The sequence below is a fragment of the Streptomyces sp. NPDC050703 genome (assembly GCF_040654435.1).
GTDB lineage: Bacteria > Actinomycetota > Actinomycetes > Streptomycetales > Streptomycetaceae > Streptomyces.
The window spans coordinates 14,196-32,889 of the sequence record NZ_JBFAHX010000048.1; the positions used below are offsets into that span (position 1 = coordinate 14,196).

Consider the following 18,694-nt stretch of genomic DNA (forward strand, 5'->3'; position numbering starts at 1 on the left):
CGCTCACTGCCACGCCGCGCCAACGGTCGGCCGGCCACGCACCACCATCGCAGCAGCGACAGCCCTCCGCTGTTCCGGCACTCAGCCCCGCCGGTGTTCACCAGTTGATCCTGGCCGCCACCGGCAGATGATCGCTGCCCGTGGCCGGCAGTGACCAGGAACTCGTCGGCTGCACGCCGCGGACCAGTATCTGGTCGATCCGCACCACTGGGAACGTGGCCGGCCAGCTGAAGCCGAACCCACTCCCGGCCACCTCCTGCGTCGAACGCAACCGCGAGGTGATGTCGGCGAACGCGCGGTCGTCCATGGTGCCGTTCAGATCGCCGAGCAGCACCACCCGCTCATTCTGTTCCGCGGCGATGGCCTTGCCGAGCGCCTGGGCATTTCTGTCCCGCGAGTCTGCCGAGAAGCCCGTCCTGGGATTCACCCGTGCCGATCCCATATGAGCCACGTACACCGCCAGCCGTCCCTGCTTCGTGGTCACAGTGGTACGCAACGCCCGGTTGTACGTCATCTTGACGTGGGCCGGCTTCGTGTCCGCCAGGGGTCCGTAATCCATCATGGTGTCGACCGGCCGGGTGTCCGTAAGCGGCAGCTTGCTCCACAACCCGACCGTGCCCTGCACCGTGTGGTGCGGGTACTCCTTCGCCAGTTCCTTCTCGTACAGCGGCCTCGCCTGAGCAGTGATCTCCTCCAGGGCCAGCACGTCAGCGCCGGAGGCGGCCAGGTCGCGGGCGGTGGCCACCGGGTCGGGGTTGTCCGCGCGGACGTTGTGGCTGACGAGCATGAGGTCGCCGCCCTGGTGCGACTTGTCGCTGAGAAGCCCACCGAAGAGGTGCAGCCATGCGGCCACCGGCAGCAGCAGCGCGGTCATCGCGGAGGCCGAGCGGCGCCACAGCGCGCCGGCCAGCAGCGCCGGGATGAACAGGCCGAACCACGGCAGGGTCGTCTCCATCAGGCTGCCGAGATTCCCGATCCGGTTCGGAATCCTGGCGTGCAGCAGCATGCACAGGCCCAGCAGCACCGCCAGTGCCGCGAGGACCAGGCCGCGCTTCCAGGGACCCGGCCGGAGGCCGATGCGGATGGCTCGGCGCATAGCTTCGCCACGTCTCCGTGGGCCGGCCCCCCGGAGGCCGGCACCGCCCTGCTCGGTCTCCGCCGCTTCTACCGTCTCCCCCATCTCCGCCGCCTCCGCCGCTTGTGCCGTCTCCGCCGTCTTCGCCGTCTCCACCTGCGTCATCGTCCGTCCTCGCTCACTGCCGGTCACTGCCGCATCCTCGGATCCCGGGTGGGGTCGGCGTACATGCGCGGGCACCCGTGATCGGGCGCATCGGTGCGCAGTTCGTAGTGCCAGGGTTCGTTCTCGTAGATCTGACACAGTCCGTACTCGACACCGTGCTCGGACAACCACGCCGTCGCGTCCGCAGGTCCGAGGTCGACCGCGTCCCCCGAAACGTGCGGTGATGTCGCCGCGGTGGCCACCCAGCGGGCGGCCTGGTCCTCAGACCCGTACTTGGAGACCGCCTCGCGGAAAAGCTGATCCTGATACCCCTCGGAACGCCAGCCGCTGTTGACGCGGAAATCGGCTCCGCTCTCCGCGGCGTCCGTCGCGGCCCGGCGGAGAGCCTTGAGCAAATCCGGATCGAGTTTGACCACGGCCGGTATCTCGTCGTCGAGGACCGTCACGCCGTCGGGAACGGCACCTGCGGCCTCCCCGGACGCGTCACGCCGCTCCCCGCGATGCGCGTTCGGCGATGGGACAGAGGGGCCAGAGGGGACTTTCGAGGGCGGTGCGACCGACGAGGTCTTCCCGGGCGGTGCGGCCGAAGAGCCTGACGAGTGCGGAGAGCCTGCTGAGCGTGACGAGTGCGAGGAGTGTGAGAGGTGGGAGGAGCCCGGGGAGTTTTGCCACTGATATCCCAGGGCTGCGATCAACGCTGCGATGACGATTGTCGCGCCGATGACAGGGAGCCGGTGATTCCGGCGGAGCATCGTGCGTGTTGATGACGGTGGTGTTTGATTCATGCCGCCAGTCAACGCAGCGCGGCGTTGCCGGCACGTATGTGGTTTTCGATACGCCGACGATATGCACCGGCTCGTAGCATCGAAGCATGCGCGTGTTGATCGTCGAGGACGAACCTTATCTGGCAGAAGCAATCCGCGATGGCCTACGCCTTGAGGCCATCGCGGCCGACATAGCGGGCGACGGTGACATCGCTCTGGAACTGCTGGGCGTCAACGCCTACGACATCGCCGTCCTCGACCGGGACATTCCCGGGCCGTCCGGTGACGAGATCGCCAAACGCATCGTCGCCTCCGGCAGCGGCATGCCGATCCTCATGCTCACCGCGGCCGACCGTCTCGACGACAAGGCCTCCGGGTTCGAGCTGGGCGCCGACGACTACCTCACAAAGCCCTTCGAGCTCCGAGAACTGGCACTGAGGCTGCGAGCGCTCGACCGCAGACGTGCCCACAGCAGGCCGCCCGTGCGGGAGATCTCGGGACTTCGGCTGGACCCCTTCCGCAGAGAGGTCTACCGTGACGGCCGTTATGTGGCGTTGACGAGGAAGCAGTTCGCCGTGCTCGAAGTCCTCGTCGCTGCCGAAGGCGGTGTCGTCAGCGCCGAGCGTCTTCTGGAACGCGCGTGGGACGAGAACGCCGACCCGTTCACCAACGCCGTGCGCATCACCGTCTCAGCTCTGCGCAAGCGTCTCGGCGAGCCATGGATCATCGCCACCGTGCCGGGCGTGGGCTACCGCATCGACACGCAACCGCAGGCCGGACGCGAAGGGATCGAGCCTTGCGGGGCCGACCAAGGAGGGGTCGAATTCAGCGGGGCCGAGCAGGGCAAGGCCGAGCAGGGAGGGGTCGAGCATGGATAGAGCACCGGGGATGAGCGTTCGGCTCAAACTCACCCTCAGCTATGCCGGATTCGTCATGCTCGCCGGGGCCCTGCTGCTCACCGCCGTATGGGTGTTCCTGCTGAAATACGTGCCCGACGACTGGGACCGCCGAATGCTCTACGAGAATCCCAATCGCCAGCTCCTCGTACACACCTTCGCGCCGGCGGCAGCCGCGGTCATGGTCTTCCTGTTGGTGTTCGGCCTCCTGGGAGGATGGTTCCTCGCCGGCCGCATGCTCGCCCCCCTGAGCCAGATCACCAATGCCACACGCATGGCCACCAATGGGTCCCTCTCCCACCGGACCCAACTGCCCGGACGCAAGGACGAGTTCCGCGATCTCGCCGACGCCTTCGACATGATGCTGGCACGGCTTGAAGCGTACATGGCCGAGCAGAAGAGATTCGCGGCCAACGCCTCACACGAGTTACGCACTCCGCTGGCCATTTCGAAAGCGCTGCTCGACGTGGCCCGCACCGATCCGGACCACGACACCGGTGAACTCATCGAGCGCCTGCACGCCGTCAACACCCGTGCGATCAACCTCACCGAAGCACTGCTTCTGCTCAGCCGTGCCAACCAAGGAGCCTTCATACGAGAGCCTGTCGACCTGTCACTCCTCGTGGAAGAGACGATCGAAACGCTCCTGCCCCTCGCGGAAAAGCACGGCGTCACCCTGGTGACCTCCGGTGACATCACTCCCACGACCGGCTCGCAAGCACTCCTGCTGCAACTCATCACCAACCTCGTGCACAACGCCATCGTCCATAACTTGCCCGAGAAAGGCACCGTCTGGATCAATAGCAGCGTCCATCCCCATGCCGTGATGCTCACTGTCGAGAACACCGGGGAGAAGCTCGCGCCGGAGCTGGTCTCCGCGCTCACCGAACCATTCCAGCGCGGCACCGAGCGCATACACGCCGACCATGCGGGCGTCGGCCTCGGCCTGGCGATCGTCAAGACCATCACCGAGGCTCACGAGGGAATACTCACTCTCACTCCACGCCCCGACGGCGGGATGCGTATCACAGTGGGACTTCCCACGGGAGACACCACCCTCATGGGGATGGGCGCAGAAATTGGCATAACCGTGGACGCCAGTGGGCCATACCTGTGGTGAGCGGGCGCAGGGGCTCAGGAGGCGGACGGCTCGATGTCGCCCGCGAACACGATGACTTGGTCGATGAGGCTCCGCCGGAAGTGGACGACATCCGTTCCCGTCAGGCGGGGGCCGCCGTCCGGCGTGGTGAAGACCCATTGGTAGCGGGCCCACTCGTCGGGCATGTCCACCCCTGAGGCACGGACCATCGTGCCGATCCCCGCCGGGTGGCGCCGGATGTCCAGCACGAACCGCTCGACCGCCTCGATCCCCTCGCTGCGGCCCAACGGCCCCCAGAAGATGACGTCCGAGGTCAGCGACTGGGACAGCAGCGGCGTCACATAGCTGTCGTCCAAGGCGTTGAACGCGGAGAGGAACGTGTCGATCGCGGACCGCGCGGTATCTTCCTGCATACACCAGTAATACCAGTCGTTCCTCGCAGTGCGCTCACCGCGCGAGCCGTCCTCCGATTACCGCGAGCCGCCTTTCGGTTACGGTGGACCAGCCCGGCCTCGATCCCGGTCCGGCGGCTCCCCCGCTCGGCGGATGCGCCCCCGACCTGCGGATGATTCCGGGGCGTCCGACCGGTTGCGACGATCGGGTCCAGGGCCTCACGCACCTCAGACGCCCTCACGCGACCGCGTCTCTCATCCGCAGAAACTGGAGCCTCACCGTGCCCAAGTCGACCCTACGCGCCCTCGCCATCCTCGCCATCGCCGCCGCGATCGCCAGCCCCGTCGCCGTGCCCGCATCCGAGGTGGTTCTCCCCGCATCCGGCGGCATACATAGCATCGCCGCAACAGCTCCCGCCTCCGCGCCCGGCCTCACGAGCCCCGTTGCCGCCGACGCTTCCCACCCTGTCCCACCGTCGAGCTGACCGCTGCCGGGGCAAGCCAAGGCTTGCCCCACGCCCTGCCCCGATGCCCCGAATACCCGATATCGCCGCACTCTCATTTCGGTGTGGCGTAGATCACCATTGACCTTCAAGCTGACTGCATGTCATTAATATGATCAGAAAGAAACTCAAAGAAATATTCTGCAACAAAGCCCCAGATAGCGCGCGATGGCGCGATGCGCGGACCATTGAGTATTTCCGAAATCCGGTGACCTCGGCCCCTTTCCCTCCCGGCGTTCCACACTTCCCGCACCGAACTCAGAGGGAGAACGCAGAGTTCAGAGTTTCAGCACATGTACAACCTTGCGTACGCCCATCACTGCGTACGGCCTGGCGTTTATTCTTGTGAAGGGTAATACGTGTCCTCCCCCCGCAACGCCGCAACACCTCAGCCCTCCCCCCATGAGGAAATACCCTTCGCTCCCCTGTCGCTGGGGCAAGAGCGGTTGTGGGTTCTGGCACGTATGGATGGTGACGCCAGCGCTGCTTACAACGAGGCCATGCCCTTCGATCTGCGGGGGCCGTTGGACCGGGAGTTGCTCGTTCGAGCGCTGCATCTGCTCGCGGACAGGCACGAGGCGCTGCGTACCCGGCTGGTGCCGACGGATGGTTCGGCGATGCAGGTCGTCGACCCGCCCGGCGATGGCTTTCCGATTGCCTGTGAGGATCTGAGCGGCGAGCCGGACGCGGCCGATCGACTGGCGGCGATACGGCGGGAGGTGGAAGGCGCTCCGTTCCGTCTCGGGGAGGAGCCGATGGTGCGCGGGTGCCTCGTGGCGCTCGCGGTGGACCACCACGTACTGATTCTGGTCGCCCATCACATCGTCTTCGACGGCTGGTCCCGTTCTCTGCTGCTGCGCGAACTGGGGTTGGTGTATACGGCGCTTCAGCGGGGAGAGGACGCCTCGCTCCCCGAACTGACCTGGCAGTACAGCGACTACGCGCGTTGGCAGTGGGAGTGGATGTCGGGGGCGGAGCCCGCTGGACACGCCGAGTACTGGACCGCCGCGTTGGCCGATGCCCCGGCCGTGCTGTCCCTGCCGACCGATCGGCCCCGTCCGCCCCAGCAGGACTTCCGTGGCGCCCGGGTGCCAGTCGTCGTCGACGAGGAACTGACGCGGGCCCTGCGTGAGGTGGCCGAGCGCAACGGGGTCTCGCTGTACGCGACGGTTCTGACCGGTTGGTCGGTACTGCTCTCCCTGCTCTCAGGCCAAGACGACATCGTTGTCGGCGCCCCGACGTCCAACCGCCGTCGCGGTGACGTCGAGTCCCTGATCGGCTTCTTCGTCAACACTCTGGCCCTGCGCGCGGACCTCTCCGACTCCCCCACCGTCAGCGACGCGCTGCGCCGCGTGAACCAGCGCATCCGTGACGCCCTCACACACGTCGACCTGCCCTTCGAGCGCGTCGTGGAGCTGGTCAACCCGCCGCGGAGCCCCGCCTATACGGCGCTCTTCCAGACCATGTTCGCCTGGGTCCCCTCCATGCGGCAGGAACTCGACCTGCCCGGTCTCCAGGTGGAGTTGCGGGAGGACGCCGCCCACGTCCCGGCCAAGTTCGACCTGGTCCTGGCGCTGGCCGACGAGGGCGCACGCCTCACCGGTGAGATCGACTACGCGGTGGCGCTCTTCGACCGTGCGACGGTCGAACGGTACGTACGCCAGTTTCTGCGCGTGCTTCGTCTGATGGCCGAGCGGCCGGAAGCCGGGATCGCCGACCTGACGCTGCTGGACGAGGACGAGCAGCGGGCCCTTGTCGCGGCCTACAGCATCGGGCCCGTACCGGAGGTGCGCGACGCGTCGCCGGTGCCGGGGCTGCTTGAGCGGTTCGCGGCGCGGGTGCGGGAGCGGCCGACGCGGGCGGCGGTCGTCGCCGGGGGCTCCTCGCTGGACTATGTGACGCTGGACCGCCGCGCCAACCGGCTCGCCCACGCGCTGATCGCCCGTGGTGTCCTGCCCGATGACGTCGTGGGCCTGCACGCCGGGCGTACGGTCGACCTCGTCGTGGGTGTGCTCGGCATCCTCAAGGCCGGGGCCGCCTACCTGCCGCTCGACCCCGAGCAGCCCTCCGAACGGCTCGCCGCCATGGTGGGTGACGCCGTACCGGCTCTCGTACTCACCGACCGGGCCGACCCCGCGGGCGACGTACCGCAGACGTGGGAGGACCTCGCGAAGGTGGAGGCCGAGGGTGCCCGTGACGATGCGCCCGGTATCGAAGCCGACGAGGCGCGACTGGCGTACGTCATCTACACCTCGGGATCGACCGGCCGTCCCAAGGGCGTGGCGGTGACGCACGGCAGTGTCGTCAACCTCTTCGAGCACTGGCGTGAGCTGATGGGCGACGCGCCGGGCGAGGCGGCGTCGGCCTGGTCGAGCATCGGCTTCGACGCGTCGGTGCACGAACTGCTGATGCCGTTGACCACCGGCGCGGTGCTCCATGTGGTTCCCGATGAGCTGCGGGGCGACCCCGGGGCGCTGATGGGCTGGCTGCGTGAGCACCGGGTGACGCAGGCGTTCCTGCCGCCGTCGTTCGTCCTGTGGATCGACGAGGACCCGGCCGCGCGGCTCGCGGGGCTGAGTCTGCGCCAACTCCTGACGGGAGTGGAGTCGCTGCCGGAGGGCGCGCTGCACCGGATGCGTGAGGCGCTGCCCGGACTGCGCGTCTGCTTCGGGTACGGTCCCACGGAGGCGACGCTGTACTCCGTCGCCTACACCGACCCGCGCCCCGCCGAGCGGTCCTGCCCCATCGGAAGGCCGCTGCGCGGCACCCGCCTGTATCTGCTCGACGAGCGCATGCGCCCGGTGCCCGTGGGCGTCTCCGGCGAGGTCTACCTCGGTGGGGCGGGTCTGGCCCGCGGGTACCTCAACCGGCCGGACCTCACCGACGAACGCTTTCTCCCGGACCCGTTCCAGCCCGGCGGGCGCGTCTACCGCACCGGTGACCTGGCGCGCTGGCTGCCGGACGGCAACGCCGAGTACGTGGGCCGCCGCGACGACCAGCTCAAGCTGCGGGGTTTCCGCATAGAGCCCGGCGAGGTCGAGGCGGCGCTGCTCGCGGTGCCGGGGGTGCGGGAAGCCGTGGCCCTGGCCGACCGCGACGCGCCCGGTGGGCCGCAGCTCGTCGCCGGAGTGGGCTGTGACGCCGAGGCGGCGCGGACACCGTACGAGTGGCGGGCGGCCCTCAAGGACCGCCTGCCCGACTACATGATCCCGGCCGTGGTGGCCGAGTTCGCGCGGCTGCCGTTGAATCGCAGCGGCAAGGTCGACCGTGCGGCCGTGCTCGGCGCCGCGGCGGGGGCCCGCGCCGGACGGGTCAACACGGCCGCGCCCCGCGACCACGTCGAGATGGCGCTCTACCGGATCTGGCGGCGTGTGCTGCTGCACCCGGAGGTGGGCATCGGCGACAACTTCTTCGAGCTGGGCGGCACGTCGATCTCCGCGATCAAGATGGCGTCCGCCGTACAGGAGGAGCTGGGTGTGACATTGCCGGTCCGGGACGTCATGCTGCATCCCACCATCGAGGCGCTCGCCGAGCGGGTGCGCGGTGCCGGAACCTCCCGCGGTGCCGAAGCCTCGCCGGGCGCCGAGCACACGCAGGGCGGACCCGCGCGAGGCGTCGAGCACAGCAGTCTCGTGGAGTTCCGCGCCGGGACCGGCCGGCAGCGCGTGGTGTGCGTCCACCCCGCGGGCGGTACCGCGTTCTGCTACCTGCAGCTGTCCACGGCGCTCGCCGACGACGTCGGCGTCGTGGGGCTGCAGGCCCCCGGAATCAACCCCGGGGAGCCGGTGCTGCCCGGCGTGGAGGCGATGGCCGCCGCGTATCTGCGGCTGATCGCTCCCCGCCCGGACGAGGCACTGGTGCTGTGCGGGCTGTCCTACGGCGGTCTCATCGCGTACGAGATGGGCCGGCTGCTGGTGGCTGCCGGGCACGAGAGGGTCAGCGTGGTCCTGCTGGACACCCATGGCGCGGAGGGCGAGGAGCAGCGCGCCGCGATCACTCCGGTGGGCATGGCGGAGTTCCGGGACAAGCTCGTCCGCTTCAACGGCATGTACCCGGGCATCGACGACGCCCAGGTGGCCCGGTACCTCACCGTGTACAACCACCACCGCGAGACGGCTCGTGACTACGTGGTGCCCGTGTCGCCCGCCCGTGTCGTGCTGATGCAGGCGACGGACGTGGAGGAGGACGACGACGGCGCCGGGCTGCGGGCGTTCTGGGAGCGCCGGGTCAGTGGGGCGTTCGAGGTCGTGCCGGTCGCCTGTGGCCACTGGGACATGTTGGAGAGCGACGAGCTGCCGCGTGTCGCCTCCGTTCTCACCGGCGAGCTCGAACGGTTGGGGGCCGGTCCTGCTGCCGGCGCCGCTGAGCGTTCGGCCCTTCTCGGCACGTCGGAGGCGTGATGGAACCGCACATCGAGAACACCCCCGCCGACGCGGCCCCGCCCACCGATGCGCCTGGCGGCCTCGCCCTCGCGGTGCACCGCCAGGCCCTGCGGACACCGGACGCCGAAGCGGTCGTCGACGGTGACGTCCGGCTCGCCTACGCGGAACTCGACACCGCTGCCGCCGCCGTGGCGGAGGCGCTGAGCGGCCGGGGCGTGGCGCCCGGGGAGGCCGTCGCGGTGGCGCTGCCGCGCTCCTGGCGGCTGGTCTGCGTGATGCTGGGCGTCCTGCGGCTGGGAGCCACGGTGGTGCCCGTGGACACCCAGAGCCCCGCGGAGCGCCGCCGCTTCATCCTCACGGACTCCGGAGCGACCACCCTCGTCCACGCGAGGGCCGACATCGCCACCGGGCTGCCTCAAGGCGTGGTGCCGCTCGCCGTGGACACCCTGCTCGCCGGGCCACCGGAAGCCGCGGCCCCGCGGACCGGGCCCCCGCGCGTCGAGACGGCGCCGGGCCCGCTCCCCGCCGATCAGGTGTCCTTCGTCTTCTACACCTCCGGAACGACCGGGCGGCCCAAGGGCGTCGAGGTGTGCGACGCCGGGATCATGCGGTTGGCGCGCCCCGGTTACCTGCGCGTCGAGGCCGGTATGCGCTACGCCTGCCTCGCCAACCCGGCGTTCGACGCGCTGAGCTTCGAGGTGTGGACGCCCCTGGTGACCGGCGGCTGCTGCGTGGTGCTCGGTGACGAGGACGCGCAGACGCCCGAGCGGCTCGCGGCGGCGCTGCGGCGCGAGCGTGTGGACACCTGCTTCGTCACGACCGCCCTGTTCAACGCGGTGGTCACGGCCGTGCCCGACTGTTTCGCCGCGGCCGAGCAGGTGCTGGTGGGCGGCGAACAGCTCAACGCCGCCATCATGCGCCGCTGGTACCGGGACAACGCCGGGAGCCGTACCCGCCTGTTCAACGTCTACGGGCCGACGGAGTCCACGACCTTCGCCCTGTGCCACCCCATCCCGCGTGACTTCAGTGGTGATGTGGTGCCGATCGGCCGTCCGCTGCCGCTGACCGGTGCCGTTCTGGTCGTGCCGGGTCAGGAGCGGGTCGCCGCCCCGGGTGAGGTCGCCGAGCTCCTGCTGAGCGGCGCCGGTCTCGCCCGCGCCTATCGCAACCTGCCCGAGGAGACCGAGCGGCGCTTCGTGCGGCCGGCCTGGCTCGACGGCGGCCGGGAGCGCCACTACCGCACCGGTGACCTGGTGCGGGCCGACGACCAGGGGCGGGTGGAGTACGTCGGACGCACCGACCGCCAGGTCAAGGTGCGCGGCTTCCGGATCGAGCCCGGCGAGGTGGAGCGGCAGGTCCTCACGCACCCGGCCGTCCGCCAGGCGTACGTGTGCACGCACCGCTTCGACCAGGCCGGACCCAACGAACTGCTGGCGTTCGTCGTCACGCGCCAGGAGCTGTCGTACGAGGAGTTCGACCGCCATCTGGGCGCCCGCCTGCCCGGCTACATGCGCCCGCACCGCATCCACCGCGTCGAGGAGTTGCCGCTCAACGCCAACGGCAAGGTCGACCAGTCGGCGCTGCTTCGGCGGGCCGGCCGGCCCTGGCGCCCGTCCGCCTCCGCCGGGGCCGCCGTGACGGGGAGGGAGCGTGAGGTCCTCGATCTGGCCGAGGAGGTCCTGGGTGCGACCGGGCTCGGCCTCGGTGACCGGTGGATCGCGAGCGGAGGGGACTCGTTGAAGGCGCTGCGGCTCTGTTTCGCGGTGCGGCGGCGGTGGGGTGTCGACGTGTCTCCCGCGGAGGTCCTGCGCGGTGATCTGGCGGGCGTCGCGCGTGCCGTCGCCGCGGCCGGTACCGGTGGGCGGGCCGCCTGTCCGGTGCCGGTCGTCGCCGGGGCCCGTTCGGCGCCCGCCACCAGTGAGCAGCAGCGGCTGTGGCTGTTGCAGCGCAGGCTGCCCGGCTCCCGGGCGTACTCCGTCCATCAGGCCTTCCGCGTGGACGGTCCTGTCGATGTCGCCGCCCTGCGCCACGCGCTGCGGTCCCTGGTGGAGCGCCATGTGGCGCTGCGGACCGGTTTCGGCACCGGTCCGGAGGGGCTTCGCCAGACCGTGGGCGAGGTCTACGACCCCTGGTGCGAGGCCGAGGCAGGGCGCGTGGGGGACGAGGCGGGGGCGCGTGCGTTCGCCGATGCCTTCTTCGCCGAGCCGTTCGACCTCGCCGTTCCCCGTATGCTGCGGGCCTGCTGGCTGCCGGAGGCCGAGGGCGGGACGCTGCTGCTGCACCTGCACCACATCGCCGTCGACGGCTGGTCGCTGAGTGTCCTGCTGCGCGACCTCTCGGCCGCCTACGCCGCCGAGACCTCCGGTGCCGGCACCGATGCGGGACTCGTACCGGCGCCGACGCCCGATCCGCTGGACCTCGCGGCGTGGCAGAGCGACTGGTTCGCGACGGCGGCCTACGGGGCGCAGCGCGACGAGCTGTTGGCGTACTACCAGGGCTCGACCGGGTTCCAGGAGCCGCTGCCGGCCACGAGTTCGCAGCGGGCTCCCCGGGCGCGGCTGCTGCACACCTCTCTCGACGCGGTGGGCCGGTCGGCGGTGGACCGGGTCTGCGCCGAGCTGGGGCTCACTCGTTTCCAGGTGCTGCTCGGCGTGTTCGCCTGGAGTCTGTACGGCGTGACGGGCCTGGTCAGCCCCCGTATCGCGGCCCCTGTCGCCAACCGTCCCGTGCGCGAGTTCGAGGACAGCGTGGGCATGTGGGCCAACACCGTGCTGCTGCCCGTGACCGTGGTGCCGGGTGCGGAACTGCGTGCTCAGCTCGCCCGGGTCGCGGCCGACACGGCGCGGGTGCTGCGGCACCAGGACGTGGCCCTCACCGACGTACTGACGGGCTGGGAGGCCGTCGGGGACGGCACCCCGTTCGATGTGCTGTTCGTCCTGGAGAACACCGACTTCGACGCGCTGCGCCTGCCGGGCTGCGACGGGCGGCCCCTGTGGTGGGCGGCACCGGAGGCCAAGTGCCCGCTGACGGTCTCCGTGATCGAGCGGGCCGAAGGGCTCGACGTGCTGTGGGAGTACGCCGATGACCGCTTCACCGCAGAGGCGGTCGAGGCGATGGCAGGACTCTTCCGGCGCGGCGTGGACGCGCTCGCCTCCGCGGAGCGCTCCACCGCGCGGGAACTGGTCGCGCCCTACCGGCGTTCCCTGCCCGCCCATGGACGGGGTCCCGAGCCCCGCGCCGGTTTCACCACGATCGCCGAGGGCTTCGCCCGACAGGTCGCCCGTACGCCGGACGCGCCCGCCGTCCTCACGGCGGACGGCGACACGTTCGGCTACGCGTCGCTGGACGCCCTGGCCGATGGCCTCGCCGCCGAGCTGGCCACGGGGTACGTGGTTCCGGCGGACGGGAGTCCCTGCCGGGCCGCCCTGTACCTGGAGCCGTCCGTCGAGCACGTGGTGGCCCTGCTGGCGCTGGCCCGCCTGAACATCACCGCCGTTCCCCTCGACCCCTCCTACCCGGACGAGGTGCTGCGGCGCGTCCTGGAGCGCGTCGACCCGCTGTGCGTGCTGGTCCCGCCCGACGGCGCTCCTGCGCTGGACGCGCTGTGCCCGCCGGGCGTGGCGCGTCATCCCGTGGCCCTGTCGGGCGCGGGGCGGCGATCGGCAGGTGGCGCGCCCGCCTCGTACGGGGGACGCGTCCACGACGGTGCCCGGCCGCTGTACACCTTGTTCACCTCCGGCTCCACCGGTGTGCCCAAGGGTGTGCAGATCTCCGACCGCACACTGTGCGACCTGATCCAGTGGCAGTCCGGTCCCGGTGGTCTCGGCGCCCCCGCGGCCACCCAGCAGTTCTCGATGCTGTCGTTCGACGTGTCGTTCCAGGAGGTCTTCGCGACGCTGTGCGGCGGCGGCACGCTCCAGCTCATCCGCCCCGGGTGGCGCCAGGACGTCCCCGGGCTGCTCGAACGGCTGGAGGCGGCGGGCACCGAGCGGATCTTCATGCCGTACGTGGCGCTGCACCTGCTCGCCGAGTACGGGGTGCGGCTCGGCAGGTTCCCCTCGCGGCTGCGCGACGTGGTCACCGCGGGCGAGCAGTTGGTGTGCACCGACGCCATCCGCCGCTGGTTCTCTGGCCTGCCGGGTGCCCGGCTGTTCAACCACTACGGGCCGACCGAGACGCATGTGGTCAGCGCCCTGTGCCTGACGGGTGACCCGTATCGGTGGCCCGAGCGGCCCGCCGTCGGGCGTCCGGTGGCCGGCGCCGACCTGCGCGTGGTGGACGCGTCGGGCGACCCGGTCCCGCCCGGGTGCACCGGCGAGCTGCTCATCGGCGGCACGATGACCACGCGCTGCTATCTCGACGAACCCGATCTCGACGCCACCCGCTTCGTGGAGGTGCCCGGGGAGGGGCTGTTCTACCGCAGCGGTGACCGGGCCTTCTTCGACAGCGAGGGTGCGCTGCACTACGCGGGCCGCGACGACCAGCAGATCAAGTTCAGCGGGCACCGCCTCGAACTCGGTTCCGTCGAGGCGGCCCTGCTGCGCCATCCCGAGGTGGTCAACGCCGTCGTGGCACGGGACGGTGACGGCCTGGCGGCCTGCCTGGAGTTCCGGGGCGAGACCCCGTCCGCCGACGGCCTGGCCGCCCATCTCGCCGCGCTGCTGCCCTCCTACGTACGTGTGGACCGCTTCCGGCGGCTGCGGACGCTGCCGCGCACCCCCAGCGGGAAGCTGGACCGCACGGCGGCGCTGCGGGCGCCCGGCGAGGAGATACGGCGTTCGCCGGCCACCCGCACCGGCCTCTCCGTCGCCGAGGAACGCCTCACCGCCGCCTTCGAAGCCGTCACCGGATCGGTGATCGCACCGGAGCAGACCTTCTTCGACGCGGGCGCCTCCAGCCTTACCTTGATGCGCTTCCACCTGCGCTGCACCACGGAACTCGGCCTGCGCTTCAGCATCGCGGATCTGTTCGAGCACGTGACCGTCCGCGCCCTGGCCCACCACCTGGCCGCCGCGGACGATCCCGCGCCGCGCCCGCGGGCCGCCGGCCCCGCCGACCGCCGTCCCGAGCCGGGTGAACCGATCGCCGTCATCGGCATGGCGGTCCGGGTGCCCGGCGCCCCCGACCTGGCCGCCTTCTGGGACCTGGTGGTCTCGGGCGGCACCGGCATCCGCCGTGTCGACGCCCCGGAGGGCGTCGTCGGCGCCCACAGCACCCTCGACGGGCTGCTCGACTTCGATCCGGGCCACTTCGGCATCAGCCCCCATGAGGCCCGCCTCATGGACCCGCAGCAGCGCCATCTGCTGATGGCCTGCGTACAGGCCCTGGCACACGCCGGCATCGCGGACACCTCGGACACCTGCGTGGGCCTGGTGGCCGGTGCCGGGGAGAACACCTACTTCCAGTCCCTGCTGCGCGAGGCGGACCCCGCCCGGCTGCCCGACGGCTTCCAGCTCGCCCTGCACCACGAGAAGGACTTCCTGGCCACCAAGGCGGCCTACCACCTGGGGCTGACGGGTCCCGCCTTCAACGCCCAGACGGCGTGCTCCAGTTCCCTGGTCGGCGTCCACCTCGCGGCCGGCCTGCTCCGGCAGGGCGAGGCCGACGTGATGCTCGCCGCGGGGGTCCTCGCCGACCCCGGCCTCACCGGCGGCTACCGCTACCGCCCGCAGCACATCTTCTCCGCCGACGGCGACTGCCGCCCCTTCAGCGACGACGCGAGCGGCACGGTCGGCGCGAGCGGGGTCGGCGTCGTGGTCCTCAAGCCCCTGCGGCAGGCGCGGCGGGACGGCGACACGGTGTACGCGGTGCTCACGGGCTCCGCCGTCAACAACGACGGCGCGGCCAAGATGACGTACACCGCGCCGTCCCTGGCCGGGCAGCGCGAGGTGATCAGGGCCGCCCTGGCCCGCGCCGGAAGGACCGGCGCCGACCTCGGCTACGTCGAGGCGCACGGGACCGGCACCCGCCTCGGCGACCCGATCGAGGTGAGCGCGCTGCGGCAGGCGTTCGACGTGGACCGGCCGGGCCGCTGCGCCCTCAGCTCCGTCAAGAGCCAGCTCGGTCACATGGGGGCGGCCGCCGGTGTGGTGGGCCTCGTACGCGCCGTCCTCGCCCTGCACCACGCCACCGTGCCGCCGAACATCAACTTCCGTGCCCTCAACCCGGAGATCGACCCGGACCCCACCCCCTTCTACATACCGACGCGCGCCACGCCCTGGCCCGAAGGGCGCGAGCGGGTGGCCGCGGTCAGCAGCTTCGGCATCGGCGGCACCAACGCCCACGTCATCGTGGAGAAGGGCGGTGCGGACACCCCGTACGAGGACACCCCGAGCGAAGACGCCGCTGATGAGGGCAGGCGTGCCGCCAGCGGTGCGACGCCCGCGTGTCTGGTGCTCTCGGCCTCCGGCGCTCGGGCCCTCGCCCTGGACGCCGGGCGCGTCGCCGACTACCTCGACCTGCGCCCCGAACGCTTCGAGTCCGTGCTGCGCCATCTGCAGGCCGGGCGTCCGGCCCGCCGCCTGCGGGCGGCGGCAGCCGTCACGGACGCCGCCTCCGCCGTGCGCTGGCTGCGCGCGGTGGCGGCGGGGACGGTGCCGTACGGCACCGCGGCCGTGGACGCGGCGCCGGTCGACGCGGCCGGGCGCACGGCTGACGACCTGGCGGAGGAGTGGGCCGCCGGACGGCCGGTCATCTGGGCGAGTGGTCCCGCCGCGGCGCCGTGGGACTTCCCGCCGCCGTCGTTCGCGCTCGCGGAGTACGACTTCGAGAGGGCGGGCGGGGGTGCTGCCGGTGTGCCCGGCCGGTTGCCGCGGTCGCGGTGGCTGCACCAGCCGCACTGGGTTCGGCTGCGCCACGCCGCGCCCGTGCGAGCCGCCGCGGACGAGGGCCGGGCCGCCGTCGTGGTCGTGGTGGCCTCCGAGGCGGTGCCGGAGGCGGCGTTCACGCCCTTCGCGCACCTCGCGGCGCGCGTGGTGCGGGTGCGCCCCGCCGAGTCCTTCGCCCGCCGGGGGGCCGACGTCTTCGAGGCCGATCCGGCCGATCCGGCGTCCCTGCGCCCGCTGCTCGACGCACTCGCGGCGGACGGCGTCGCCGACAGCCCGGCCGCGGTGGAGTGGGTGCACGCGCTGCCGCTGGAGGTGACGGGGCCGGTCGGTCCCGCGACGCTGGAGCGCGCCCGGCACGCCTGCCTCGACACCGCCGCCGCGCTGGCGAAGGCGTGGTCAGGACGGGCCGGCTCCCCGCGCGTGTGGTGGCTCTCGCACGGCGCCCGGCCCGTGGCCGGGCCGGTCCACCGCCCCGAACTGGCGCTCCTCGCCGGTCCCGTCGTGGTGGGCCCGCAGGAAGGCGCCCTGGAGGGGCACTGGCTGGACCTTCCCGACGGTGACCTCGCCCGCTGGGCGGGTCATGTCGCCTCGGCCCTCGCCGAGGCCCGTCGCGCCGCCCGGGACCCCGAGGCCGCGCCGGTGCCCCGGCAGCTCGCCCTCCGCCAGGGGTTCTGGTGGCAGCCGGGCACCACGGCCGTGCCCGGACCATCCGGCGCGGAGGCCCCGGGGGCCGCCGTACCGGCGGGGGCCGACGCGGTCCACCTGGTGCTGGGCGGCACGGGCGGCATCGGCGGTGCCGTCGCCGCCTGGCTCCTCGAACACACGGAGGGGCGGGTCCTGCTCCTGTCGCGGACTCCGCGCCTGCCCGCCGGACTGACCCGCTGGGCCGACCGCGTCGGCCTCGTCGCCGCGGATCTCGCGGCCTCGCCCGCCGACGAGGTGGCGGCTGCCGTCGCCGGTCACACCTCGCGCCTCGACAGCGTGGTGCACGCGGCCGGGATCGGTTTCGGCGGGCTGCTCGTCCGCCGCGACGCCACGGCGATGCGCGACGCCGCCGCGGCCAGGGAGAACGGCGCACTCGTCGTGGAGCACCTGATCCGGGTCCACCGCCCGGAGCTCGCCGTCTACTGCTCGTCCATGTCCGCGCTGCTCGGCGGGATCGGCCAGAGCGACTACGCCGCCGGCGCGAGCCTGCTCGACGGCTTCGCCCACCACCGCGCCGACGAGAACGAGACGACCACCCGGGTCGGCATCGGCTGGGACATCTGGCGCGACACCGGGATGGCGACCCGGGTCCCGAACCCGGACAGCCGCCACCGGGCGCACCTCGCGGTCGGCCTGACGGCCGAGGAGGGCAAGCGGATCTTCGCCCACGCCCTGTCCTTGCGCCTGCCGCAGCTCCTCGTCTCCACGACCGACCTCGACGCGTCCCACGTCTTCTACGCGCCCGCCGCCGAAGGCCGTGCGGAACCGGAGACGGCCACCGTGGGCGGCGCGGCGGCGCTCGACGCGGCGGGTTCGGCGGCCTCGGGCAGCGCGGTGGACCGGACCGGGTCCCTGACCCGCGTACTCCAGGACCTCCTCGGCGTGGACGGCCTCGACCCGCACGACTCGCTGTACGACCTGGGCGCCGATTCCCTGACGCTGCTCGATCTGATCGCCCGGATCGAGGACGAGTACGGGGTCACCTGCGACCTGGCCTCCTTCAGCCACCGGGTCAGCCTCACCGAGATCCTCAAGCACGTCGAGACGGCCCTCTCCCCGGCGGACCCGACGGACCCGACCGAACATGCCGGGCCCGCCCTCTCCGTCGCTGCGAACACCGCGTCCCCCGTGGCCCTCGACGTCTGGCAGGAAGGGACCGGCTCCGCCGTCCTGTGCCTGGTGCATCCCGTGGGCGGCGACATCCACGCCTACCGGGCGCTGGTGGCGGCGCTCGGGCCCGCACCGACCGTGTGTCTCATCGCCGACCCCGCCCTGCGCGACGCCGACGCGCCCGCCTGGCCGCTGGCCGAACGCGCACGTCACTACGACGCCGCGCTGCGGGGGCGCTTCGGCGGTGACGGCCACCGGCTGCACCTGGCCGGCTGGTCCTTCGGCGCCCGCGTGGCGATGGAGATGGCCGCCCTCGCGGAGGCGGCACGGCGTCCCGTGGACGGGCTCCACCTCGTCGACCCGCCGCCACCGCACGCGAAGGCGCTGGTCGCCGCCTACGACAGGACCCGCATCGAAGCGGTGTTCACCGCCGAACTCGGCACCGCGGCATCGGCCCGGTCGGCGGGGCACGCGCAGGCGTACGCCGAGCGGCTGGCCCGCTGCTGCCGGGGGAACCTGAGCAGTCTGGCCGAGCACGAGGTGCGCCCGCTCGCCGCCACCTCCACCCACCTGTGGCTGGCCGACCGGCCCACACCCGGCATGCCGTCTCCTGGCGATCCCCGGGAGAGGGCGCGGCAGTGGGACGCCTGCCTGCCCCCTTCCGCCGTACGCAGGTCCCTGCCCACCGACCACTACGGCATCGTCGCGCCACCCCATGTGCACACCGTCGCCGAGACCATCAGGGCCACGCTGACGGAGCCCGCCGGGCACTGAAC

Annotated in this window: 6 protein-coding genes and 1 pseudogene; 4 read left to right on the forward strand and 3 right to left on the reverse strand. The window is 71.8% G+C overall.

Annotated features, from left to right (window positions below):
- Positions 1-97: 97 nt before the first annotated feature.
- Both AB0I16_RS30755 and AB0I16_RS30760 read right to left on the reverse strand, forming a co-directional pair.
- Entirely contained in the window at positions 98-1,240 is a 1,143-nt protein-coding gene (locus AB0I16_RS30755) for an endonuclease/exonuclease/phosphatase family protein (protein ID WP_363252914.1), read from the reverse strand.
- Between the two features lie 23 nt (positions 1,241-1,263).
- On the reverse strand, positions 1,264-2,025 hold the full coding sequence (locus tag AB0I16_RS30760) for a M15 family metallopeptidase (RefSeq protein WP_363252915.1): 762 nt from the start codon (positions 2,023-2,025) through the stop codon (positions 1,264-1,266).
- Between the two features lie 86 nt (positions 2,026-2,111).
- On the opposite strand from AB0I16_RS30760, the pseudogene AB0I16_RS30765 reads away from it, so the two are divergent.
- Together AB0I16_RS30765 and AB0I16_RS30770 are read left to right on the forward strand one after the other, a co-directional pair.
- A pseudogene (locus AB0I16_RS30765) lies at positions 2,112-2,768 on the forward strand (response regulator transcription factor); the annotation flags it as partial.
- Positions 2,769-2,892: 124 nt separating this feature from the next.
- Complete coding sequence (locus AB0I16_RS30770) at positions 2,893-4,020, forward strand: HAMP domain-containing sensor histidine kinase (RefSeq protein ID WP_363252916.1); 1,128 nt, start codon at positions 2,893-2,895, stop codon at positions 4,018-4,020.
- Between the two features lie 14 nt (positions 4,021-4,034).
- Here the strand turns inward: AB0I16_RS30770 and AB0I16_RS30775 are convergent, their stop codons facing one another.
- On the reverse strand, positions 4,035-4,412 hold the full coding sequence (locus AB0I16_RS30775; RefSeq protein ID WP_363252917.1) for a nuclear transport factor 2 family protein: 378 nt from the start codon (positions 4,410-4,412) through the stop codon (positions 4,035-4,037).
- A gap of 841 nt (positions 4,413-5,253) precedes the next feature.
- Here AB0I16_RS30775 and AB0I16_RS30780 point away from each other — a divergent pair.
- Together AB0I16_RS30780 and AB0I16_RS30785 are read left to right on the forward strand one after the other, a co-directional pair.
- A complete protein-coding gene (locus tag AB0I16_RS30780) occupies positions 5,254-9,294 on the forward strand; it encodes an amino acid adenylation domain-containing protein (protein WP_363252918.1) in 4,041 nt (1,346 codons plus the stop codon).
- Positions 9,294-18,692 (forward strand): amino acid adenylation domain-containing protein, encoded by a 9,399-nt coding sequence (locus tag AB0I16_RS30785; RefSeq protein WP_363252919.1) that lies wholly within the window; start codon positions 9,294-9,296, stop codon positions 18,690-18,692. The genes AB0I16_RS30780 and AB0I16_RS30785 overlap by 1 nt, the downstream gene beginning before the upstream one ends.
- Positions 18,693-18,694: the final 2 nt, after the last annotated feature.

What these genes read in the sequence shown, in the direction of transcription:
- AB0I16_RS30755 (WP_363252914.1), bottom strand. Translation starts at nt 1,240, where the DNA reads ATGACGCAGGTGGAGACGGCGAAGACGGCGGAGACGGCACAAGCGGCG.
- AB0I16_RS30770 (WP_363252916.1), top strand. Translation starts at nt 2,893, where the DNA reads ATGAGCGTTCGGCTCAAACTCACCCTCAGCTATGCCGGATTCGTCATG.
- AB0I16_RS30785 (WP_363252919.1), top strand. Translation starts at nt 9,294, where the DNA reads ATGGAACCGCACATCGAGAACACCCCCGCCGACGCGGCCCCGCCCACC.
- AB0I16_RS30775 (WP_363252917.1), bottom strand. Translation starts at nt 4,412, where the DNA reads ATGCAGGAAGATACCGCGCGGTCCGCGATCGACACGTTCCTCTCCGCG.
- AB0I16_RS30760 (WP_363252915.1), bottom strand. Translation starts at nt 2,025, where the DNA reads ATGAATCAAACACCACCGTCATCAACACGCACGATGCTCCGCCGGAAT.